The organism is Streptomyces sp. RLA131 (genome assembly GCF_056270125.1).
This window is the reverse complement of the sequence record NZ_JBWDOQ010000002.1, coordinates 6137209-6158882: the sequence shown is the minus strand read 5'-3', so window position 1 is coordinate 6158882 and position 21674 is coordinate 6137209. Positions and strand designations below refer to the sequence as shown.

Annotated in this window: 20 protein-coding genes; 5 read left to right on the top strand and 15 right to left on the bottom strand. The window is 72.1% G+C overall.

Features of this window, described 5'->3' with window-relative positions; translation table 11 throughout:
• Positions 1-15: 15 nt before the first annotated feature.
• The 4 genes from RWE79_RS28885 to RWE79_RS28870 are packed head-to-tail and all read right to left on the bottom strand — an operon-like array spanning position 16 to position 1912.
• Positions 16-360 carry a hypothetical protein gene (locus RWE79_RS28885; protein WP_475942997.1) on the bottom strand — a complete coding sequence of 115 codons (345 nt, stop codon included), beginning with the start codon at positions 358-360 and terminating at the stop codon, positions 16-18.
• Positions 361-408: 48 nt separating this feature from the next.
• Positions 409-792, bottom strand: a complete 384-nt coding sequence (locus RWE79_RS28880; protein ID WP_475942996.1) for a hypothetical protein — start codon at positions 790-792, stop codon at positions 409-411.
• Positions 793-812: 20 nt separating this feature from the next.
• Positions 813-1568: a hypothetical protein gene (locus RWE79_RS28875; RefSeq protein WP_475942995.1), complete on the bottom strand. Its 756-nt coding sequence runs from the start codon at positions 1566-1568 to the stop codon at positions 813-815.
• A gap of 20 nt (positions 1569-1588) precedes the next feature.
• Positions 1589-1912, bottom strand: coding sequence for a hypothetical protein (locus RWE79_RS28870; protein WP_475942994.1), 324 nt, complete (start codon positions 1910-1912; stop codon positions 1589-1591).
• Between the two features lie 48 nt (positions 1913-1960).
• Between RWE79_RS28870 and RWE79_RS28865 the strand changes: the two genes are divergently transcribed.
• Both RWE79_RS28865 and RWE79_RS28860 read left to right on the top strand, forming a co-directional pair.
• Positions 1961-2278, top strand: coding sequence for a hypothetical protein (locus RWE79_RS28865; RefSeq protein ID WP_475942993.1), 318 nt, complete (start codon positions 1961-1963; stop codon positions 2276-2278).
• Positions 2279-2327: 49 nt separating this feature from the next.
• Positions 2328-2708 carry a hypothetical protein gene (locus RWE79_RS28860; RefSeq protein WP_475942992.1) on the top strand — a complete coding sequence of 127 codons (381 nt, stop codon included), beginning with the start codon at positions 2328-2330 and terminating at the stop codon, positions 2706-2708.
• Between the two features lie 51 nt (positions 2709-2759).
• Here the strand turns inward: RWE79_RS28860 and RWE79_RS28855 are convergent, their stop codons facing one another.
• The 7 genes from RWE79_RS28855 to eccB all read right to left on the bottom strand — a co-directional run bounded on the left by RWE79_RS28855 (position 2760) and on the right by eccB (position 9884).
• Positions 2760-4079: a S8 family serine peptidase gene (locus tag RWE79_RS28855; protein WP_475942991.1), complete on the bottom strand. Its 1320-nt coding sequence runs from the start codon at positions 4077-4079 to the stop codon at positions 2760-2762.
• Between the two features lie 89 nt (positions 4080-4168).
• A complete protein-coding gene (locus RWE79_RS28850) occupies positions 4169-5692 on the bottom strand; it encodes a hypothetical protein (protein ID WP_475942990.1) in 1524 nt (507 codons plus the stop codon).
• A 57-nt stretch (positions 5693-5749) separates the two neighbouring features.
• Positions 5750-6097, bottom strand: coding sequence for a hypothetical protein (locus RWE79_RS28845; protein WP_475942989.1), 348 nt, complete (start codon positions 6095-6097; stop codon positions 5750-5752).
• On the bottom strand, positions 6097-7350 hold the full coding sequence (gene mycP, locus RWE79_RS28840) for a type VII secretion-associated serine protease mycosin (protein WP_475942988.1): 1254 nt from the start codon (positions 7348-7350) through the stop codon (positions 6097-6099). The genes RWE79_RS28845 and mycP overlap by 1 nt, the downstream gene beginning before the upstream one ends.
• Before the next feature lie 100 nt (positions 7351-7450).
• Positions 7451-7744, bottom strand: a complete 294-nt coding sequence (locus RWE79_RS28835) for a WXG100 family type VII secretion target (RefSeq protein ID WP_475942987.1) — start codon at positions 7742-7744, stop codon at positions 7451-7453.
• 84 nt (positions 7745-7828) lie between these two features.
• Positions 7829-8152 (bottom strand): WXG100 family type VII secretion target, encoded by a 324-nt coding sequence (locus tag RWE79_RS28830; RefSeq protein ID WP_475942986.1) that lies wholly within the window; start codon positions 8150-8152, stop codon positions 7829-7831.
• 184 nt (positions 8153-8336) lie between these two features.
• Positions 8337-9884, bottom strand: a complete 1548-nt coding sequence (gene eccB, locus RWE79_RS28825; RefSeq protein ID WP_475942985.1) for a type VII secretion protein EccB — start codon at positions 9882-9884, stop codon at positions 8337-8339.
• Positions 9885-10083: 199 nt separating this feature from the next.
• Between eccB and eccE the strand changes: the two genes are divergently transcribed.
• The 3 genes from eccE (at position 10084) to RWE79_RS28810 (ending at position 15005) form a co-directional block, all read left to right on the top strand.
• Entirely contained in the window at positions 10084-11382 is a 1299-nt protein-coding gene (eccE, locus tag RWE79_RS28820; protein ID WP_475942984.1) for a type VII secretion protein EccE, read from the top strand.
• A complete protein-coding gene (locus tag RWE79_RS28815) occupies positions 11382-12215 on the top strand; it encodes a hypothetical protein (RefSeq protein ID WP_475942983.1) in 834 nt (277 codons plus the stop codon). The genes eccE and RWE79_RS28815 overlap by 1 nt, the downstream gene beginning before the upstream one ends.
• Before the next feature lie 171 nt (positions 12216-12386).
• On the top strand, positions 12387-15005 hold the full coding sequence (locus tag RWE79_RS28810) for an SCO5717 family growth-regulating ATPase (protein ID WP_475942982.1): 2619 nt from the start codon (positions 12387-12389) through the stop codon (positions 15003-15005).
• A gap of 81 nt (positions 15006-15086) precedes the next feature.
• On the opposite strand, the gene RWE79_RS28805 is transcribed toward RWE79_RS28810, so the two are convergent.
• From RWE79_RS28805 to rbfA, 4 genes are all read right to left on the bottom strand, one after another.
• On the bottom strand, positions 15087-16040 hold the full coding sequence (locus RWE79_RS28805; RefSeq protein ID WP_475942981.1) for a bifunctional riboflavin kinase/FAD synthetase: 954 nt from the start codon (positions 16038-16040) through the stop codon (positions 15087-15089).
• A gap of 162 nt (positions 16041-16202) precedes the next feature.
• Entirely contained in the window at positions 16203-19961 is a 3759-nt protein-coding gene (locus RWE79_RS28800; protein WP_475942980.1) for a serine protease, read from the bottom strand.
• 272 nt (positions 19962-20233) lie between these two features.
• Complete coding sequence (truB, locus tag RWE79_RS28795; RefSeq protein ID WP_475942979.1) at positions 20234-21112, bottom strand: tRNA pseudouridine(55) synthase TruB; 879 nt, start codon at positions 21110-21112, stop codon at positions 20234-20236.
• Positions 21109-21630, bottom strand: coding sequence for a 30S ribosome-binding factor RbfA (gene rbfA / locus RWE79_RS28790; protein ID WP_475942978.1), 522 nt, complete (start codon positions 21628-21630; stop codon positions 21109-21111). Before rbfA ends, truB begins: the two co-directional genes overlap by 4 nt.
• Positions 21631-21674: the final 44 nt, after the last annotated feature.

The window sequence follows — 21674 nt, the reverse complement described above, 5'->3', positions numbered from 1 at the left end:
TCCGGGCCGGCGGTCCTAGCCGCCGGGCCGGCGGTCCTGGCCGCCGGGCCGGGAGGCCGGGGTGCCGGGGCTGAGCGGGAGCAACCGCGCCACGGCGTCGTCCGTGGCCGCGCTGTTCCCGGCGGTGGCCACCAGTGCGGCACCGACGGTGTCGAACCGGCGGTGCAGCTCGCCCATCGCGTACCGGGTCTGCTCGGCCAACTCCTGGTACGCGGCGGCGGTTTCGCCCTCCCCGAGGGCGTCGGCGCCGGTGGTCTCCTCGAACGCGGTGACGTACCGCTCAAGGTCGTACGCATGCGTCTGGAAGCTCTTGCCGAGCTCGGCCACGACGGCATGGCTGATGCGGAACTCGTCGGACATGCGATCCCCGTTCGTCTTGTTCGCCCGTTCGTCTGTTCGCGTGTTGTGCTATCCGCGGTGGCGGGGCCGGGCGCCGCCCTGCCTGCCGCCGTCGCGCTGCTCCTGCTCGATCTCCTCGCGCTGCTCGGCCAGATAGGCGCGCGCCGCCTCCTCCTGGCTCCTGCGCTCCTCCGGTGACTGCTGCTCGTACGCCCGCCGCCCCTCGGCGACCTTCTCCCCCAGCGCCTCGGCGTACGCCCCGACCCGCAGGGCCTCGCGCAGCCCGACCCGGCCGGCCAGCACCTCGCGGGCCATCTCCTGCAATGGGCCGCCCGCCTGCTGGCTGCCGGCCAGCTTCTGCAGTGTCTTGCGCAGGGCGCGGGCGCGGACCTGGTCGCCGCCGGTCATACCGGTGAGGTCGGTGTCGCCGATCTGGCGGTCGTCGTCGTTCACTGCTGCTCCTTCGTTCGCGTCTACTCGATCGCCGCGTTGGGGTGCTCGTAACTGCCGTTCGGCACCGGGAAGCTCTTGAACGCGTCGGCGAGATCGGTGGCGAGCCCCTCGATGGTGCCGACGCCCGCCTGCACTATCTGCTGCGCGGCGACGAACGCCTTGGTGGCCATGCCCCACTCGCGCAGGATGTTGAGGATCTCCAGGGCCGCCAGCCCGTATCCGACGGCGGCACCCACCCCGGTCCACGAGGTCAGCGTCCCGGCCGCCAGGTCGAGGCCCACGATGATCAGGCCGTCGAGAATGCCGCCGACGAAGCCGTTGATGGCCTCGGCGGTCAGATAGACGGAGTGCGCCATCTGCGTGTACGCCTCGTGGAGCTTGTCGTACGAGGCCTTCTGGGCGTCGAGCTTCTTCGCCAGCTCGTCGAAGTAGACATACGCCGAGTCACCTGCGTTGCCGTTCCAGGAGGCGTCGAGCTCGGCGTTGCCGGCCTTGATGTTGGCCGCCATCGCCTCGGTGGCCTTGCCGAGGTTGCTCCACACCTCGGCGCACCTGACGAAGCTCTCCCAGTCCCCGGAGAACCAGTCGAGGACCTCTTCGAGCGGGTTGAAGCCGAAGACGAGGTCGATCGCCTCCGTGACGTACCAGACCGGACTCAGCAGGTCACTGACATCGTTGAAGATGTCTATGATCGTCCCCTGCGAGAACTCCTCGGGCTCGTCGCTGGGCTTCTTCAGCAGATCGACGGGCTCGGACACATCAGTGAAGCCGGACAAGTCGCATTCCCCCTCAGCGCTCAGCGCTTACTGGCCGGATACTGGGCGTCGAGGTTGGCGGCATTGCCCTGGTCGGTCTCGCGGTAGTACCGCGCCGACGCCGCGAGCTCACCGGCCGAGGCCCGCAGGATCGACTCGGCGGTCGTCAGCGACGCCTTGACGTTCTGCACCACGGTGTCGTGCGCGCCGCTCGCGCCGCTGATCAGACTCTTGAGCCCGAGGTCGTACCAGTTGATCTCGGTATTCGCTTCCGTGTAGCTCTTGGCCGACTGCATGTCGTCGGCAGCCCGTCCGATCTGCTTCCCGAACGCATCGAGATCGGCCGGCTCGACATCAAATGCCATACTCGGTCCCCGTCTTTACCAATGGATGACCTGGCTACCATACAAGGCATGTCTGACGACACCCACAGCGATCGCCTGAACCGCAGCTGGACCCTGGTCTGGTGGAACGTCATGGGCCTCGCCCTCGTCCTCGCCCTGTCCCTGGCGGCAAGCGGCATCGCCGGCCCCGTCCTCGACCTCCTCGACGACAGCCCCGAACTCAGCGCCCTCGGACGCGCCCTGGGCTTCGCCGCCGGCCTCGCCGCCCTAAGCGGCGGCATCCTGGCCGTCCGCGCCTACCCGCCCCGCTCCCGGCGGCGCATGCTCGGCGCGTACGGACTGCTGGCGGTCGCCACCGCCCTGCTCGTGGCCATGCGGCTGCTCTGAGCGGCCACCCGGGGCCTGACCGCGCGGGACGGACGCTACGATCCCGCACATGAGCGGCTCCGAAACCACCCCGTCCCCCCTCGTCGTGTCCGAGCAGGATCCCGAGGCCGAGAACGAGGCCGAGAACGATCCTGAGGCCGATCCCGAGGCCGAGAACGAGGCCGAAGGCCGAACCGGCACAACTCCCCGGCAGGCCCGCCGCATACGCGTCATCCTGGCCTCCGTCCTCATGGCCCTGATGGCCGTCGTCCTGGTCCTGCGACTCGCGAACAGCACCTCGGTGCTGGTGGTCGGGGACTACGGACTCGCCCTCGTGCTGTGCGGCATCGTCATCCAGCTCAGCCGCAACGGCCGCACCCGCCTGGCCACATGGCTGCTCGTCGCCGGCCTCGCCGCCGCCCTCGCGACGGACTGGCTCCTGCTCCCCTGACATGTCGAAGGCCCACGGCATGCACACCGTGGGCCTCGAACCGTCACTCCGTCACTGTCCCGGCCACTGGTTCGGCGGCTGCTGCTGCGAGGCGTAAGGGTTCTGCTGGTTCGGCGGATACCCCGTCTGCTGCGGCGGATACGGCTGACCGCCCCCGCCACCCCACCCGCCGGCACCGCCGCCGCCCGGAGGCGGACCGTTGCGGCGCTTGTTCTTGCTCCTCACCACCATGATGACCACCACGATCACCACGACGACGACCACCACGATCAACCCGAAGCCCAGCACACCCAGCACCGTCGGGCTCGTGTCATTGCTCTCCGCCGCGGAGTTGTCCGCCGCCGTCCCCGAACTCGGCGAGTCGCTCACCGCGGAAAGATCCGGCATCGTCAGCGGACCGTTCTTCGAGCCCGCCGGAATGTCATCGGTAAGGGCACGATACGGACGGATGATGCCGTAGCCGTAGTGCGCGTCAGGCGTCTTGGAGACGTTCGCCCCACTCGGGATCAGGGCGGTCTTCGTCAGCCGGTTGGCGATCTGCCCGGCAGTCAGGTCCGGGAACTTAGAGCGAAGCAGGGCCGCGGCGGCGGAGACGTATGCGGTTGCGTCCGAGGTCCCCTTGGATGCGTCATACCCGCCAGAAGCACTAGCGACCCTGATTTGCTGCCCAGGAGCTGCGAGAAGCAAATGGGGGCCGAAGTTCGAGTCCTCCCAGATTTTCAGGGTAGGACCCACGGCGCCAACAGCAATAACCCCATCCGCAGCTGCGGGGTATTCGCGTGTGCTCACGCCGCTGTTGCCTGCGCCTGCAACAAGCACGACGTCATGCTTCACCGCATACGCAACAGCCTGCTTCTCGTCATCCGACATCTGCGGATCGATGAAGGACATGTTGATCACGGTCGCTCCGTGATCAACGGCGTAGCGAAGAGGCTCTGCCCAGGAGGTCGTGCTGAGATACGTTCCGTCGGAGTCCCAGTACTTAATGGGAAGGATCTTTGCGTCGGGAGCCAGGCCCATGACTCCTGACGCTCCTCCAGCTCCATGACCGTGACCAGCAATGATGGACGCCATCTCGGTCCCGTGCTCATTCTTGGTCTCATGATCGGCGGGCGCGCCGGTGGAGAAGTTCTTACCCGCCAGCACGTTGCCCTTGAGATCTTGATGGTCACCGTTCACGCCGTTGTCGATGACAGCGACCGTGACACCCTTGCCCGTCGACACCTTCCAGACCTTGTCGGCGCTGAACGACGTGAGTGGCCACTGGCTGTCTCTGATGCTGTCCGCCGAAGCGACCGGGGCAGTCCCGAAGAGCAGGGCTCCCGCCACTGCCGCGCCACCCACCGCACGCAGCGTCCGCGTGAAGCTCATGCTGTAACACCTCTCCTACGTGAGTGGGGCCCGCAGCCCGAAGACTGCGGGCCCCTTCCCGTTCCGCCGATCACTGGTTACGCAGTTGCCTACTCGATGACCCGGGGTGCCACATTACGCTCGGTGGTCCAGGTCTCCTCATCCTCGATGAGGTAGTCCGGACGCTGTCCCTCGCGCCCCTCCTCGTCACCCTTGCCACGGCCGTGCGCACCGGGGGCGCCTGCCATCCCCCGACCGCTCTTGCCAGTGCCCGTACCGGCCTGGGTGCCACCACGGCTGCGGTGAAGGCCGGAGCCTCCCTGCGTCCCGGTGCCGGTCTTGCCCTTAGCGGCGCCGACGACACCACCCTTCTGACGGGCCAGCGCACCACGGCCCGTAACGCCGCCGGCGGAGCCGCCCTTGCCTGCGCCTGCCGCACCACCCATGCCCGGGGTGCCCATACGGCCGGCACCCGAGCCGGTACGACCGGCACCTGTGCCCGAAGTACGGCCTGTGGCACCGGCGCCGAGTGTGGAACCGGAGACACCGGCGGCGGCCGCCATCCCTGACGTACCACTACCCATGGAACCGAGGCTGGTGGAGCCCACGCCGCCGCCTACAGAGCCGACACCACCGCCGCCACCGAGGCTGCCACCGCCACCGCCGATGCTGGTTCCGGCAGTACCGGTACCGAAGCTGTCCAGGCCGGTACCGATCGAAGTGGAACCGCCGCCGCTGCCGATCCCGGCGATGGACGTCGGTGACTTAGGCGTGCTCGAACTTCCGATTCCGCCGGAAATGCCGTCGGTCTGAGGCGAGGCGACCGTGTTCGGTGACGTCATTCCGGAACTGTTCGCGGTCGGCAGCTTGACGCTGCTGCTCGTCGCACTGGGACCGCCCATCGCTGTGGGGATCGGCACGACGGGGGTGATCGGCGTGCTGCTGTCGGTGGGAGGGATCTCGTCCTTCTCACCGACACCAGCCTGCGGCGTCCCAATTGACTTCGCGTTGTTGCGGTACGCAGTACCCAGGTACTCCATCACGATCGCGCCCTGGAGCTGCCGCTCCTTGCCCTCGGACAGCTCGCCGCTGTTGCCGGTGAGGACGTCGGCGGTCGGCTTGCCCGCGGCAAGCTCGGCGTTGGCCTTGCTGTCGTCGCGGCCGCCGGCTGCGCCGAGGGTGACGACGCTCAACGCCTCGTTGCCGACGCGGTCCATGCCGCTCTCGGTGGCGGTCGGCTTCTTCACCGAGTCGAGCTGTGCCTTGTAGTACTTGAGCGAGGACGCCGCGTTGCGCATGGCGTTGCTCACGTTCGTCGCGTACGGCGAGGCGTTGGCGATGTTGGTGCTGATGAGCTCCGCGCGGGCGCGGAAGCCGTCGGCCGCGGAGCCGGACCAGTGTTCGAGGACCTCGTTGACGGCGTCGTCGAACTCGGACTTGAGGCCACCGGTCGAGCCGCCGGTCAGGCGCTCGGCGACCCACTGCCAGTTGTCGGCGATGCCTTCGATGGTCTCGTGGTTGGAGTTGGCGACCATGCTCTTCAGCGAGTCGAGGTCACTCTGGTAGAAGGGCGTGGTGTGTTCCATCTTGTAGCTTGTCTGGTCGCTCTTCACGACCAGCTTCTTCTCCGTCATCGGTCATCCCCCATAGTCACGTCGCCTTCTCCTCACCGATCGTCGGCCCCATCGCCGTTACGCCAGGTTGCCCGGGTCTGCGCCGGTGCCGTTCAGCGCTGCCTTGTGGTCGTGCTCGCGGTCCTCGTAGGCGCCACGGGTCTTGGCTGTCTTCTTGCTGAAGTCGTCGATGAGCGATTCGAGCTTGGCGAGGATCTCGTCCTCGAAGTACGACTTCATGGTGCTGTGTGCCGTGCGGAGCTCCGACTGCTCGTCGAAGTCCTTGCCGAGCGCGCCTTCCGGCAGGTAGGTGCTGTGCGCGGTCTTGCCCTTGATCTCCTGCATGGACTTGAGCACGCCGTTCAGCTTGACCATGACCTTGTCCAGGGCATCGAGATCGACTTTGTACTCGTCGGCGGTGCTCATTACAGGGCCTCCCCGTGTGTGTTGATTGACTGCTTACGGCGCCAGTCGCGCATGGTGATCCCGGCACCCACGACCACGGCGATGACGAGCACTCCGCCGCCGACGACATAGATGCCGTAGCGGGCGTTGCGCTCCTCCGTCGTCTCGCCGATGGTCAGGGTGCCCGGGACGATCGCGCTGCCGGCGTTCTGGATCTGGGTGGACTGGGGGTCCTTGGTTGGCTTGTCGCCGGGTTCGTCGTCGCTCGTGAGGGCGGCGACGGGGTCGACGACGCCCCATCCGATGAGGTGGTTGGGGCCGCGCTCGGTGCGTTCGGCGGTCTGCTCGATGCGGGCGACGACCTGCTCCTGCGACCAGTCCGGGTACTTGGAGCGGACGAGGGCGGCCACACCGGCGACGTAGGGGGCGGCGAAGGAGGTGCCGTTGTCGATGCACTGGCCGCCCTTGGGGACGGTGGAGACCATGTCCACGCCGGGGGCGGCCACGCCGACGAACCCGCCGGGCTGGGAGAAGGCGGCGCGCTCGTTGTTGCGGTCCGAGGCGCCGACGGCCAGGACGCCGGGGAAGGAGGCGGGATAGGTGTCCTTCTCCTTGCCGCTGGCGCCGTCGTTGCCGGCCGCGGCGACGACGACCACGTCCTTCTGGAGGGCGTAGTCGATGGCCAGTTCCAGCGACGATCCGGGGCTGAGGGCGGCGGAGGTGTCCTGGGAGATGTTGATGACCCCGGCTCCGGCCTTGACCGCGAAGCGGATGGCGCTGGCCATGGTGCCGGCGGTGCCACCGCCCTCGTTGTCGTTCTGGCGGATGGGGATGATGGTGGCCTGCGGGGCTATACCGACGAAGCCGGTGCCGGACTTGGAGCGGGCGGCGATGATGCCGGCCACCTTGGTGCCGTGGCCTACGGGGTCGTCGGTGCCGTCACCGCCGGAGGAGATGAAGTCCTTGCCGCGGACGTCGGGGTCGATGGCCTGCTGGAGCTGCTTGTTGTCGTTGTCGACACCGGTGTCGATGACGGCGACCTTGACTCCCTCGCCACGGGAGTTGTCCCACATCTCGTCCAGGAGGATGCGCTGGAGGGACCAGGGCGTGCCCTTGATGTCGTCGCCGCCGAACTTGCACGAGGCGCTGTCGGCGATCGGAATGCTCGGATCGTCGTCGGCGACGGCGGGTGTGGCGGTCGCGATGCCGGACAGGCCGACGAGACTCAGGGCACACAGCGCTGCCGCGGCGTGGTGTGCGGCGCGAGATCCCACGGGACGTTTCCCCCTGTTTGTGACGGACGCGAAAGGTGGGCGCACCAGAAGCAGCGCGCCCACCCTCAGTGATTGTGCGAGAGCCGCTAGGGCCGCTCGGTCAGGACTGCCAGATGCTGGCGTTCTGGCGCTCGGTGCTCTGGTAGTTCTGGGCCGCGGTGTCGAGGGCCTTGGCGATGGCCTCAAGGGTGGCGTGCAGCGAGGCCGCGCGCTTGTCCCACTCGGCCTGCTTGGCCTGGTAGCCCTCCTGGGCCGAGCCTTCCCAGCTCTGGGCGATCTTCTTGACGCCGCTTTCGAGGTCGTCGAGCTGGGTACGGATGTTGCCGGCCGTCTGCCGAACGTCGGAAGAGGCCTGCGAGATCGTCGTGAAATTAACGAGGATCTGGCCGGACATGGTGTCTCCTCGGGGAGTTGGTGTGGTCTGGTCGTCCCGGGCGATTCGGTACGCGCGTACGGCGGCCGTACGGCGCGGGCCGGATCATCCGAAGGGCGAGGCGCTTGCCGAGACCTGGCTGATCGACGCCGCCTGGTCCTCTTCCGAGGCCGAGTAGTTCTTGGTGGTCGTGTCGATCGCGTCCTTGATCTCACCAAGGATCTGGTTGAGCTTGCTCGCGTCCTCGTTCACCTGCGTCTGCAGGTTGTTGTACGCGGTCGCGGCGGAGCCCTTCCACCCGGAGGTGATGGTGTCGATCACCGTCTGCAGGCGGCTGATCTCACCCTGGATCTGTCCGTTGACCGTGGAGATCTTGTTGCTGAAAGCAACCATCTCCTCCTCGGTCGTCGTGTACTGCTGTCCAGCCATAAGCCAGCGTCCCCCATGAGACTCGTAACCCGTGTCCGTAGTGAATACGGCCGGCATCTACGTCTGATGCCTTAACCCACTCTAGCGATTGCCTGTGACAACACCCAACGGGGGAACGCAGTTGTGACACAGCCACAACAACTCTTCACAGGATCGGCCGTCCAGAGCCGCGGCCCGTTCAACTTCATTGGTTCTGCGGCTGCTTGGCGCTCGTGGTGTCCAGCGTAGGCCCGGCCGCCAGCAGGCCGGCCCAGGCTCCCGGGACCGGTACGGGGGTGATGCCGTCGTATCCGAGGCGCTTCTGGGGGCCGTTGTCGGAGGTCTGGGAGGCGTCCTGGGACTGGGTGTCGGCGGCGGTGGTGTCGCTGTCGCCGTTGGAGGGCACCGAGTAGCGCAGGCCGGTGTCGGTGACGAGGAAGACCGAGCCGATGTTGGTCTTGAGGGAGGAGACCCGGCGCAGCAGGATGCCGCTGCCCGGGGTGACGTAGGCGCTGGTGCCGCCGTCGGAGACCTTCTCGGGGTAGTCCTTGCCGGCCCAGACGGTCAGGACCGGCCGGCCCTTGCTGTCGGCGGAGCCGGAGAAGACGTTGCAGGAGACCTTGCGGCCGGCGGAGGTGTTGACCTGGTGGGGGTCCTTCTGCGGCCAGGACTTGTCGTCGAAGGGCTCGCCCGGGGTGATCTCGGCGGTCTTGACGCCGATCGCCTTGGGCGACCCCTCACCGTACGCGTCCTGGGCGTTGGGGCCCTGGAGGAGCAGGCGGGCGGTGAAGTCCGAGATCGGGGCGAGCCGGTCCTTGAGGACCACGTACTGCTGCTGGCCGGCGCCGTCGTCGGCGAGCAGGACGGTGCCGATGGTCTTGTGGGCGGCGGGCAGGCCGGAGGCGCTGGAGGTGCCGCCGGCGCCGTCGATCTCCGGGAAGTCGATGGGGGTACCCGGGTTGAGGGTGTCCATGAACTCCTGGGTGACGTTCTGCGGCTCCGAGGCGTTGCCGAACAGGGCGCGGCGCAGCTTGTCCTTCTGGTCGGCGGGCAGTTCCTGGCCGCCGGTCTTCCCGATCGGGTAGGCGGTGCCGGAGTTGTCCACCAGGTACCAGCCGCCGCCGGGGGCCTGGACGAACAGTGCCTGGTCGGCCCGGAGCTTGTTGCCGTCCTCGACGTCCTGCTTGTCGGCGCCGCCGAGGACGAAGACCATCTTCTGCGCCTTGTTGCCGCTGCCGCCGCTGGGCTGCTCGCACAGCGCCCAGACCTTGGCCTTGGCCGCCTCGTCCTTGTCGGGCAGCCGGTCGGGGGCGTACGGGATGCCGATGGTGGGGCCGTGCAGGATCTTGGGGTCGTCGAGCACCGACTCGTCGACCTTGAGCACCTCGTACTTGTCGGGGTCCAGCAGCAGCCGGGCCGAGGCGAGGTTCAGGACCGGGTGCAGCAGGTTGATCTGCTTGCCGTTCTTGTCCTTCTTGCCCGAGTCCAGGTACACGTAACGGGTGGTCGAGTCACTGCCCACCAGCACCTTCGCGCCGGGGGTGTCCCAGCCGGTGGGGGCGCTGGGCTTGAGCAGGCCGTAGCCGCCGAAGCCCACGAGTATCAGCGCCCCGACGACAAGTCCGGGCATGACGGCCTTCATCGGGCGGGGCGCGTCCTCGGCGGTCCCGTTCTGCAGCGGCTTCAGGAAGGCGGCGACCGTCCGCTTGCGGGCGAAGGTGTACGCGTTGAGCTCATCCCGTCGTGATGTCATTGCTGCCTTGTCTCCCCGTATCCCGTATGTCGGATCCACCCCGGCCAACCAGGAGTCCGGCCCCGGCGGTTGCACCGGAGGGCCCTCTACTATGCCGTGAGGTGGTCGACCCGTACGGTACGGGTACCGCCGATGCGTCCGCCAGCCGAGCAGGGCTTCGTGCGGCGAACAGCCAACCAGCTAAGGAGCAAACCGGGGGATGTCCACCGCTACCAGGACCCGTCGTGGCAACGGGCAGCAGGACGGGCGGCCGGCGTCGCCGCCCGCGACACGTACCGGCCCGGTGGCGCCCAGACTGCGCACGCGGTCGGGCAGCGTCGGCGGAGTACGGGTGCAGCAGCTGGTGTTCATCGAGCTCGCGGCGGCACTGCTGCTGGTGGGCTGGGTGATCCACCCGATCGCGCTCGGGATCGCGGCCGTCTTCGCGGTCGCGCTGCTCGTCTTCGGCCTCGGACGCCGGCGCAAGCGCCCGATGCCGGAATGGATGGCCACCGTGCAGGCCATGAACCGCCGCAAGAAGCAGGGCACGGAGCCGCCGCCGCAGGGCACCGACCCGGCGTTCGTGCCGGCCGTGGAGTGCGATCCGGCGCTGCGCACCTACGCCTACACCGACCGCGACGAGCGGACCGTGGGCTTCGTCGGCGACAGCACCTTCCTGACGGCGGTCGTCCAGGTCGAGGCCCCGGACGAGCCGCTGCGCCCGCAGCGCGGCACCCGCCAGCTGCCACTGGACCTGCTGCACGCGGCACTTGACGTGGAGGACATCCACCTGGAGTCGGTGCAGCTGGTGCAGTACACCCAGCCCGCCCCGGCGCCGCACGTGCCCGAGCAGGCCGTGTCGGTCCGTTCCTACGCGCCGTTGCAGGCCCAGGCGCAGACCCCGGCCGTGCGGCTGACCTGGGTCGCGCTCAAGCTGGACCCGGAGCTGTGCGCGGAGGCCGTCGCGGCACGCGGCGGCGGTGTCGGCGGGGCCCAGCGGGCGCTGCTGCGCGCCGCCGACCAGCTGGCGAGCCGGCTGACGGGGCTGGGCTTCCGGGCGAGCGTGCTCGACGAGCGGGAGATCATCACCGCGGTAGGCATCGCGTCCTGCATCAACCCCCGTGCCAACAACGCCGCCTCGCAGAACGGCCGGGCCGCGCGCCGCACCCAGGAGTCGGTGCGGGCCTGGCGCTGCGACGACCGCTGGCACACCACGTACTGGGTCGGCAGCTGGCCCCAGATGGGCCCCGGCGCGGCGCAGTTGGCCGATCTGGCGGCGCTGCTGACCTCGACCCCGGTGATGGCGACCACCTTCGCGCTCACCGCGGGCCGCGGCGCCCTCAACTCCCCCGCCCTGTCCGGCTACGTACGCCTGGCCGCGCGCAGCGAGAACGAACTGGTCGCCGCGCGCCGCGATCTGGAGCGCCGGTCCGCCACCGCGCGGGCGGGCCTCGTACGGCTGGACCGCGAGCAGCTTCCCGGCCTGCTGGCCACGCTCCCCCTCGGAGGTACGCGCTGATGTCCGTGCCCACGTTCGTACCCTCCGGCGGCGGCTGGCCGCAGCAGGCCCCCGGCGCCGGTCAGGGCCACGGCCGGCCCACCCATCTGCCGACCCAGGGACCCGAGGAGACACCGCAGGCCCCGGCGCGCCGGCCGCGCCCCGGCTTCGGGCTGCGCGGTCCGCGCCGCGACCAGCACGTACTCCCGGCCGGGGCGCTGGCCGGCCTGACCGTGCCGGTGGGTGACGACGGCGTCGTGATCGGCGTCGACCCGCAGAACCAGCCCGCGGTGCTCGGCATCGCCCGGCCCGCCCCGCTGGACGTGGTGGTGGTCGGCAGCATGTGGATCGCCCAACTGCTCGCGCTGCGCACGGTCGCGGTGGGCGCCCGGGTCGCGGTCGAGACCGCGCGCCCGCCGGCCTGGGGGCCGATGGCGCAGGCGGCCGGCGGCGGCCAGCAGTCGGTGACGGTCCATGAGGTACGGCAGATCGCCCCGCAGGGCCCGTCGGTGACCAGCCCGGTGCTCGTGGTGCGCGACTGCGGCGCCCGGCCGCCGCGCAGCCTGCTGGCGCCGAGCCCGTGGCAGTCGCTGCTGACGCTGCTGCCCTTCCTCGGGCCCGACGCGCCCCGGCTGCTGGGCCGCGCCGACCTGGTGGGTCTGCAACGGCTCTCGCCCGAGGAGACCGAGGTCGTCACGCGGGTGCTGCGGCTGCCGCGTCAGGTGGCGGCCGCGCTGCCCACCCTCGGCGACAACGTGATGCTGTGGTGCACCCGGGACCGTCAGCAGTTCGTGATGACGCAGCCCACGGACGCGGAGACAGGTCTGCTGGGCGCTCCGCGCCGTATGGACTGACGGGTCCTCGTCGTACGTGGAGCGGGCCGGTGGGCGGTGTGCCCACCGGCCTGCCCCATTGATGCTCCACATGATTAGGCTGTCCTACGAGCGGCTGCAGCACGGATGGTACGGTCCCGCGTCCGTGATGCCGCTCGCGACGGGGAACGCAGTGATTGACCAGGAGGCACAGTGAGCAGCGACCGGGACGGGAACGTGCCCGACGACGAGCGGGGCGAAGAGCCGCTTACGAGCGAATTCAGCATCGATTTCACGCCTCCGGCTTGGTACACGCAGCAGAGCGGAGGCGGCGGAGACACCGGATCGACGTCGCCGCCGGGCCCGTCCACGCCGGCTCCCCCGCCGCCGCTGGGCCAGCCGGTGCCGCTCGGCGGTGTCGGTGGCGGCCCGCAGCCGCTGGCCGGGGGCATCCCCGTGCCCACGGCGCAGTCGGAGCCCCCGGCGCCTTCCGGGCCCTCGGCGCCGTCGGCTTCGGAGCCCGCCGGGCAGGTGGCTCCCGCCGCGCCGCCGGCCGCGGCGCCCGGGTTCCCCATGCTCCGGCCGAACCTGTCGCAGGAGCCCGCCGCCCCGGCTCCCGCAACCCCTGCCCCCGCTGCCGCTTCCGCCCCTGTCCCGGCGCCTGTTGAGCCGGCCGCGCCCGTCGCACCCGTCGCGCCGAGGCCCGACCCGGCGGCCGGCGTGTGGGGTTCAGACGACGACGAGCCCGAGCCCGCGGCTGTCGCCGCGGCGCCGCAGCCCGAGCCGGCGGCCGCGCCCGTCGCCGCGCCCGCCCCGGCGGCGGTCCCGCCGTCAGTGCCGGAGCCGGTCGCCGAGGTGCCGGAGCCCGTCGCCCCGCCCGTGCCGCCGCAGGCCGGCCCGCCGCAGGGCATGCCCCCGGTCGCCCCCAACGCCCCTGCTCCGCCGCCCGGTTACGGCTACCCGCCGCCCGGCGTCCCGGCCCAGGGCGCCCCGTGGGGACCGCCGCCGCAGGGTCAGCAGCCGCCGCCCCCGCCCGAGCAGGCCGGCATGCCGCCACTGCCGCCGGGTTACCAGCAGGCGTACGCCCAGCCGCAGGCACAGCCCCAAGCCCCGCGGCAGCCGCAGCATCAGCAGCCCCAGCCGCCACCCGGTTACGGCTACCCGCCGCCGGGCGCGCCCGTGCCCGGGGCGTCCTGGCCGCAGCAGCAGGGCCAGCCGCAACCGCAGCCGCAGGCACAGCCCGCGCCCAACGTCCCGCCTCCGCCGCCGGGTTACGGCTACCCCCAGCAGGGTGCGCCCGTACCGCCGCAGGCGCAGGGCCAGCAACCGCCGCCGCAGGCACAGCCGCAGCCCTACCCGCAGCAGCAGCCCCCGGTTCAGCCGCAGCCGCAGGCACAGCAGCAGCAGCCGCAGGCACAGCCGGGCTACGGTTACGGCTACCCGCAGCCCGGCGCGCCCGTTCCGCCGCCCGCGCAGTACCAGCAGCCCGCTCCGCAGCCCCCTCAGCCCGTCGCCGGTCCCCCGCAGCCGGTGGACCCGCGCAGCGGCGGCTGGCCGACCGTGCCCGAGCAGGGCGGCCCTCGTGCCGCCCCCGGGGCGCCGCTGGGTTACACGGCGGCCGTCGAGCTGTCCTCCGACCGGCTGCTGCGCAACCAGCCCAAGGCCCGTAAGCCCGGGGCCAACGCGCAGCCCAGCCGGTTCAAGCTGGGGGCGAAGAAGGAGCAGGAGGAGCGGGAGCGCAAGCTCGCGCTGATCCGTACGCCCGTCCTGTCCTGCTACCGGATCGCGGTCATCAGCCTCAAGGGCGGTGTCGGCAAGACCACCACGACCACCGCGCTCGGCTCCACCCTCGCGTCCGAGCGCCAGGACAAGATCCTCGCCATCGACGCCAACCCGGACGCCGGCACGCTGGGCCGCCGGGTGCGCCGCGAGACCGGCGCGACCATCCGTGACCTGGTGCAGAACCTCCCCAATCTGCAGAGCTACATGGACATCCGCCGGTTCACCTCGCAGGCGTCCTCCGGGCTGGAGATCATCGCCAACGACGTGGACCCGGCGGTCTCCACCACCTTCAACGACGAGGACTACCGCCGCGCGATCGACCTGCTCGGCCGCCAGTACCCGATCATCCTCACCGACTCGGGCACCGGTCTGCTCTACAGCGCCATGCGCGGCGTCCTGGACCTCGCCGACCAGCTCATCATCGTCTCCACCCCGTCCGTCGACGGTGCCAGCAGCGCCAGCACCACACTCGACTGGCTGGGCGCGCACGGCTACGCCGACCTCGTCCAGCGCAGCCTGACCGTCATCTCCGGGGTCCGCGAGACCGGCAAGATGATCAAGGTCGACGACATCGTGGCGCACTTCGAGACCCGTTGCCGCGGCGTCATCGTCGTCCCGTTCGACGAGCACCTCGCCGCCGGTGCCGAGGTCGACCTCGACATGATGCGGCCCAGGACCCGCGAGGCGTACTTCAACCTCTCCGCGCTCGTCGCCGAGGACATGGTGCGCGCGCAGCAGGCGCAAGGACTGTACGGGCAGCAGCAGTACGACCCGTACGCCCAGCAGCAACAGCAGCAGCAGTCCCCCCAGGGGCACCCCCAGCAGCAGCCGGGCTACGGTCAGCAGCCCTATCCGCAGCAGCCGCAGCAGGGCTGGGGCCAGCAGCCGCCCGCCCCGCAGGAGCCGCAGCCCCAGCAACAGCAGCCTGGCTACGGTCAGCAGCCCCCGCCCGGCTGGCACCAGCAGCCCCCGCCGCCCCCGCCGCCGGCCGAGCCCCAGCCCCAGCCCCAGCCCGGCTACGGCTACCCCCCGGCCCCGCCGCCGGTCTAGGCGCGGGCACTGCGACAACCGACAGCAGGGGCCCGGCACCGCGTCCGCGGTGCCGGGCCCCTGCTGTCGCCGTCGGGCCGGTCAGGCCGTGTCGTGCGCGTCGACCAGGTCGCGGGCCCGCTTGACGTCGTCGGCCATCCGCTCCAGCAGGGCGTCGATGGTGTCGAACTTCTCCATACCGCGCAGGTAGGTGAGGAAGTCGACGGCGACATGGAGGCCGTACAGGTCGAGGCCGACGCGGTCGATGGCGTAGGCCTCGACGGTGCGGGCGGTGCCGTCGAAGGTCGGGTTGGTGCCTACCGAGATGGCGGCGGGCATCGCTTCGCCGTCGACGTGCAGCCAGCCCGCGTAGACGCCGTCGGCGGGGATGGCGGTGTGCGGGAGGGTCTCGACGTTCGCCGTCGGGTAGCCGAGGTCGCGGCCGCGCTGGGCACCGCGTACGACGACACCCTCGACGCGGTGGGGGCGGCCGAGGATCTCCATGGCGCCCTCGACGTCGCCCTCGGCGATCAGGCGGCGGGCCAGGGTGGAGGAGAAGGGCAGGCCGCCACCGGCCGCGCCGGTGACGTACAGATCGATGACGTCGACCGCGTAGTCGTGCGTGCGGCCCACGGCGGAGAGCAGTCCGACATCGCCGGCCGCCTTGTGGCCGAAGCGGAAGTTGGGGCCCTCGACGACGAGCTCGGCGTGCAGCGCGTCCACCAGGACGGTCCGGATGAAGTCTTCGGGCGAGAGCCGGGAGAACTCCGAGGTGAAGGGGAGGATGAGCAGCGCGTCCACACCCAGGTCCGCCATCAGCTCCGCGCGGCGGTGGTGGGCCGCCAGCAGCGGGGGGTGGGAGCCGGGGCGCACGACCTCGCTCGGATGCGGGTCGAAGGTGACGACCACCGACTTCGCGCCCAGCTCACGGGCGCGCCCGACGGCCCGGCCGATGATCAGCTGATGGCCGCGGTGGACCCCGTCGTAGGAGCCGATGGTGACGACGCTGCGTCCCCAGTCCCTGGGAACGTCCTCCAAGCCCCGCCAGCGCTGCACTGTGTCCGCTCCTCGCACGATTCCGCGTATCCGTTCTGCAGGTCCAAGACTGCCATGCCGCCGGGCGCCGCAGGGAACCGGCACGGTCATGCCGGTTCCGGAGCGGGGATCGCGGCCCCGGTGGCTCCGGTGGCGCCGGCGGGTGGCGCGGTCACGGCGACATCATGATCGCAGCTGGACGGGAACGGGCCGGGCGTCCGTCTGCTGGTCGTCCCGTCCGTCGCCGGCCGGCTCCGGGGGGAGACGGTCGAACATGCGGCGGGCGCCGGGTCCGATCACCGCGTCCCAGCCGCCGGAGGCCAGCCAGCAGCGCACCTGCCGGGCGAACCCCGGTGATCCGAAGGCCAGTTGCACCAGACGCCGGTCGAAGTACGCGGCGCCCTCCGCCGTACGGCCGAACAGCAGGCCGACGCGGTGGACCAGGTCGCGGGTCATGGGGGCGGGGCGGCGGCCGCAGCCGTCGGCGGCGGCGCGCAGCAGGGCGTCGAGGACGCCGGGGTCGCGCTCGCGGTCCAGGAGGGCGTCCAGGAGCTCCTGGCGCAGCGGGCGTGAGGTGTGGGTGCCGGGTGCGGCCAGGACGGGCGCGAGGGCGCGCCGCACCTCCGGGGGGTGGTCGCGCAGCAGTCCGGCGGCCAGCGGGAAGACCACGGACCGGGCGCCGGGCCCGTGTTCCAGGCGCCGGTCGAGGTAGGCGGCCACCTGGGCGGCGCCTTCCGGCCGGTGGTCGAGGTGGTCGCGTACGAGGGCGGCGACCCGGCGGGCGAGTACCGGGGTGGTGACATCGGCCAGTTCGCGCAGCACCTCCCCGGCTCCCTCCCCGGGTTCGCGCAGCCGGGCCTGGAGGGCCGCCAGCACCGGCTCGGGGTGGGTGGTCAGGGCGGCGGCCAGCGCCCCGGCCGGCAGCTGGGGGTCGCCGGCGGCGAAGTGGGCCAGGGCGGCGGGCAGATGGCGGGAGCGGGTGGCCGGGTCGCGTACGAGCAGGGCCAGGGCGCCGCCGTGCAGGGTGCAGTCGGCGGGGCGGGCCAGCGTCGCGAGGGCGGCGTAGCGCAGCAGTTCGCGGTCGGCGGCGGAGGTGATGTGCGGGGCGGCGCGCAGCCCGTAGGCGATGGCGGCGACGTGCCGTTCCGGGCGTCCCTCGTGCGCCCAGCGGTCCACGGCCCGGCAGAGGGCCGACGGCTCGTCCTCGGCGAGCGCGGCCAGCAGTTCGTCGGCGCGGGGGTGGGCGGCGGCCACCAGGGCCTCGGTGAGGTCGTCCACGGCCCGCTGGCGGTGCGTGTGCAGCAGGGCCTGGGCGGCGGCGGCCACGGTGGGGCGGGGCCCGTCCCCGCGCGGCGCCGACTGCAGCGGCCGCACGTCGTCGAACCATCCGCACACCACGGGCATCGCCTCCCGCGGCTCGGCGGACAGCAGCTCCCCGGCGGCGGTGAGGAAGCGCTCGCCGGACGGGCCGGGGGACGGCGGGGCGTCGGCGGGCAGCAACAGCCGCAGCAGTTCCAGCCGTTCGGCGAGCGGCAGCCGCAGCCGCGTCCAGAACCACGGGCCGAACTCGGCCAGCCCGGCACCCCGGGGCAGGCCGCGGAAGCCGCCGTGCTCGACGGAACGCGCGGTGATCCGTTCGGCCAGGAACCGCAGCACACCCCGGTACGCGGTGGCGTCCGGCACCCGGAGCAGCACCTCGCCCAGCAGATGCGCCGCCCACCACACCGCGTCGGCCCGCCGGGGACCGCCCCGGGTGGCCCGCGCGGCGTCCTGGTCGAGCACGCCGGCCAGCTCCCGCAGCCGGCGGGCCGCGCCGGCGGGACCGTCACGGCGGGCGGTGAGCAGCAGGGACTGGATCACCGGGCCGATGCGGTGCCGGGGCACGGGAAGCGCGCGGGGTGCCATCGCCGGGGCCACCGGCGGGGCGGGCGGGACCGGGGGGCCGGCGGCGTGCCGGGCGGCCGGGGCCGGCCGGGAGGGCAGCCGGACCGGGGCCTCGGCGGGGCCCCCGGGCGAGGGGACCACGGGGGCGGCGAACCAGCGGTGGACCAGGGCGTGCAGCGCGGTGTCCAGGTCGAGATGGCGGCCCTGCAGCCAGTCGGCGAACTCCTCGTGGGCGAAGCGGTATCCGGACCCGGCGGGCACCAGCAGCCCTTCGGTGAGCACCGCCGACGCCCAGCCCGCGCCCCAGCCCCCGGCCGGCGACTGTCCCCAGGGGAAGAGCTCCTCGAAGGACGGCCGGTCCAGCTCCCCCTGCCCCGGCCCCAGGCACCGCCGGGCCGCCTCGTGCACCTGTCCGGCCACCCGGGCGGCCAGCCGCCGCACCGCGGTCCCCCTGCCCAGGGCCGGCCCGGAGGCCGCCAGCCGTACCGCGACGCGCAGGCAGACCAGGTCCAGGTAGGCCGAGAAGACCTCGGCCCGGTCCGGGGCACCGGGGGGCGACGTGCCGGGCAGTGCGGCCCGTACCTCCGACAGCAGCCGCAGCGTCAGCGGATGGGCGGCGTCCTGCGGGGCCAGCGCCCCCTCCGGGATGCCGTAGCGGACGCGGGCGCCCTCGGCCTGTTCCGGCGGCAGGTCGCCCAGGAGCACACAGGGCGGCAGCGCGCGGGCCGCGGGGGCCCCGTACTCGGGGGCGTAGAGCAGACCGGCCGGGAAGAGCGGGCCGGCCTGCTCCCAGTACTCGGGGCGGCAGGCCACCACCAGCCGCACACCGGCCGTCCGCAGCCAACCGGCGGTGCCCGCCGTCCATTCGGGCAGGGCGTGCGCCAGCACCGGGGGCATCTCCTCGGGCCCGTCGAGCAGCACCAGCAGCGGCCGTCCCGACGCGTGGGCCAGGTCGGCGACGGCGTCGGGCGAGGCGTACCGGGGTTCGTCGGTGCCACCACTACCGCCGGTGCCACCGGTGCCACCGGTGCCACCACTACCGCCGGTGCCGCCGGTCGCGGCGTGCACGATGCGGGCGGCGGTGCGCAGGGAGCGTTCCACCGCGTCCTTCAACCCGCCGTCGCCCGGCCGTAGTTCGGCTCCGCGCAGCCATACGGTGAGCTCCGGCCGGGCGCCGACCGCCCGGCCGGCGGCGAGCGCGGTGAGCTCCGTCGTACGGCCGCTGCCGGGATCCCCGACGAGCCCGAGCACCAGGGGCCGTCCGGCGGTGTCGGCCGGCCCGCCGCCCTCGGTGAAGCGCCGCAGCTCGGCCGCCGTCCCCGGCCGGGCCACCGGCTCCCGGTCCTCGTACGGCCCCGTCGCCGAGCCGACCGAGGTCGCCGTGAGCTGCAGCGCGCCGGCGAGATTGAGATGCCGCCCGTACGCCGGTACGGTCGCCGCGTTGCGCGCCAGCAGCTCCCCCAGCGGCCCCTCCCGGCCCCGCAGCGGCACCGCGAAGCCGTGCGCCCGGTGCCCCGCCTGCAGCGCCGTGACGACCACCGCCAGCACCGCCCCGGTCTCCGCGTCCAGCACCGGGGTGCCGGACGCCTGCGGGTGCGGGTGCGGGTGCGGGTGCGGGGCGTCCGCCGACGCCGGGGGGACGGCGGCCAGTTCGTACACCTCGTCGAGCAGATGGAAGCGGTCGGTCGCGGTGTACGTCACCGGGGTGCTGCCCACGATCACCGCGTCCGTCCAGGTACGCCCCCGCAGCCGCACCCTCGCCTCCGGATGCGCGGGGCCGCCGGTCGCGGCCACCGGCAGCGGCGGCACGGCCAGCCCCTCCGTCGCCACCAGGGCCAGGCCGAGTTCGGGCAGGGCGACGACCGCCTGCGCGGCGTCGACCAGGACCGTCTGGTCGCCGTGGGCGTGCAGCACCAGCCGCGCGAGGCCGTCGACGGCCTCATGACTGGTGAGAAGGGTGCCGGCGCCGTCGGCGAGAAAACCTGTCCCGCGCGGCCGTCCGGCCAGATCACAGATGCGCACCAGCGCATCGTCGACATCAGCGGCACGCCCCGCCATCTGCGCACCTCCCCGCCACAGTGCCCGTTTCGACCGTAGACGTCCGTTGATCGTTCCAACAGATCCCGGGACGAACGCGCCCCCTTGCACCCCTCGGTTCACTCCGAGCGCCCGTCCGATGGGGTGAATTGATCTTCGGAGATGGACAGAGAGGTCCCGAGGAGGGGAATCGTGCGGCGCGGGCCGCCCGGGAACACCGGGGGCGGCCCGCGCTGGACGGTCGCAGACGCGGTACCCGGTCCGGGCGCTCCGGCAGCGGGTCAGACGGCGCGTCAGGCGAAGTTGGCCAGGATCCTGGCCTCGCCCTCACGGTCCTCGACCAGCGCCAGGAAGCGGTCGTCCGGGCCGAAGACGGCCGTCGGACGGTCACCGACGCCCGGGGCGGTCGCGATACGGACGCCGTACGACAGCAGTTTCGCCTGCTCGGCGTCGATGTCCCAGCGGGGAAAGGCGGCCGCGGCGGCCTCCCCGATGGGCATGATGTCGAGGGACTCCTCAAGCTGCTCCAGGGTGCGGGCGGCACCGATGCCGTACGGACCGACCCGGGTGCGCCGCAGGGCGGTGAGGTGGCCGCCGGTCCCGAGGCCGGCGCCGAGATCACGGGCCAGGGCGCGGATGTAGGTGCCGGAGGAGCAGGTGACGGTGACGTCGAGATCGACGAGATCGGCGTCATCGCCCTCCCGGCGCAGATCGTCCACCACGAAGGAGGAGACCGTCACGGGCCGGGCGGCGAGCTCGAACTCCTCGCCTCCCCGCACCCGCGCGTAGGACCGTACGCCGTTGACCTTGATCGCGCTGACCTTGGAGGGGACCTGGAGGATGTCCCCGGTCAGGGCCGCGATGCCGGCGTCCACGGCCTCCCGGGTGACGCCGGCCGCCGAGGCGGTGGCCGTCACCTCGCCCTCGGCGTCGTCGGTCACCGTGGACTGGCCGAGGCGGATCGTGGCGACGTACTCCTTGCGGGTCAGCGCGAGATGGCCGAGCAGCCGGGTGGCCTTCTCCACGCCGAGAACGAGGACACCGGTCGCCATCGGGTCGAGGGTGCCGGCATGGCCGACCCGCCGGGTGCCGGCGAGGCGCCGCATGCGCGACACCACGCCGTGCGAGGTCAGCCCGGCCGGCTTGTCGACGATGACCAGGCCGTCCTTCACGCCTTCTCGTCCCCGTCGGCGGCGGCGGTGCCGTCGGCGGCCTCCACGTCGGCATCCGCGTCAACGTCCGCGTCGGCGCCGTCCTCGTCCTCGTCCTCGTCCTCCGGCTTGCGGTACGGGTCCGCGTCACCGGCGTACGTGGCGTCGGTGGCCGTCTTGCGGACCTCCTCGTCGGACGCGCGGGCCCTGGCGAGGAGATCCTCGATGGTGCGCGCGTTCTCCGGGATCGCGTCGGCGACAAACGTCAGGGACGGGGTGAAACGCACCCCGGTCTGCCGGCCGACCTCGGAGCGCAGGACGCCCTTGGCGCTCTCCAGGGCCGCGGCCGAGGCCGTCCGCTCCTCGTCGGAGCCGAAGACCGTGTAGAAGACGGTCGCCTCCCGGAGGTCACCGGTGACCCGGGTGTCGGTGATCGTGACATACCCCAGGCGCGGATCCTTGATCCGGCGCTGGAGGGTCTCGGCGACCACGACCCGGATGCGGTCCGCCAGCTTGCGCGCCCGCGCGGTGTCGGTCATGCGTGCTCTTCTCTCTACTCTTCGGCTCTGATCTTCGGCTCTGC

Bases quoted from the DNA above. Each gene is read 5' to 3' on its own strand.
- RWE79_RS28850 (WP_475942990.1), bottom strand. From the start codon at position 5,692: ATGACGGAGAAGAAGCTGGTCGTGAAGAGCGACCAGACAAGCTACAAG.
- eccE (WP_475942984.1), top strand. From the start codon at position 10,084: ATGTCCACCGCTACCAGGACCCGTCGTGGCAACGGGCAGCAGGACGGG.
- RWE79_RS28855 (WP_475942991.1), bottom strand. From the start codon at position 4,079: ATGAGCTTCACGCGGACGCTGCGTGCGGTGGGTGGCGCGGCAGTGGCG.
- RWE79_RS28885 (WP_475942997.1), bottom strand. From the start codon at position 360: ATGTCCGACGAGTTCCGCATCAGCCATGCCGTCGTGGCCGAGCTCGGC.
- RWE79_RS28835 (WP_475942987.1), bottom strand. From the start codon at position 7,744: ATGTCCGGCCAGATCCTCGTTAATTTCACGACGATCTCGCAGGCCTCT.
- RWE79_RS28865 (WP_475942993.1), top strand. From the start codon at position 1,961: ATGTCTGACGACACCCACAGCGATCGCCTGAACCGCAGCTGGACCCTG.
- RWE79_RS28830 (WP_475942986.1), bottom strand. From the start codon at position 8,152: ATGGCTGGACAGCAGTACACGACGACCGAGGAGGAGATGGTTGCTTTC.
- RWE79_RS28860 (WP_475942992.1), top strand. From the start codon at position 2,328: ATGAGCGGCTCCGAAACCACCCCGTCCCCCCTCGTCGTGTCCGAGCAG.
- eccB (WP_475942985.1), bottom strand. From the start codon at position 9,884: ATGACATCACGACGGGATGAGCTCAACGCGTACACCTTCGCCCGCAAG.
- RWE79_RS28815 (WP_475942983.1), top strand. From the start codon at position 11,382: ATGTCCGTGCCCACGTTCGTACCCTCCGGCGGCGGCTGGCCGCAGCAG.
- RWE79_RS28870 (WP_475942994.1), bottom strand. From the start codon at position 1,912: ATGGCATTTGATGTCGAGCCGGCCGATCTCGATGCGTTCGGGAAGCAG.
- rbfA (WP_475942978.1), bottom strand. From the start codon at position 21,630: ATGACCGACACCGCGCGGGCGCGCAAGCTGGCGGACCGCATCCGGGTC.
- RWE79_RS28845 (WP_475942989.1), bottom strand. From the start codon at position 6,097: ATGAGCACCGCCGACGAGTACAAAGTCGATCTCGATGCCCTGGACAAG.
- RWE79_RS28800 (WP_475942980.1), bottom strand. From the start codon at position 19,961: ATGGCGGGGCGTGCCGCTGATGTCGACGATGCGCTGGTGCGCATCTGT.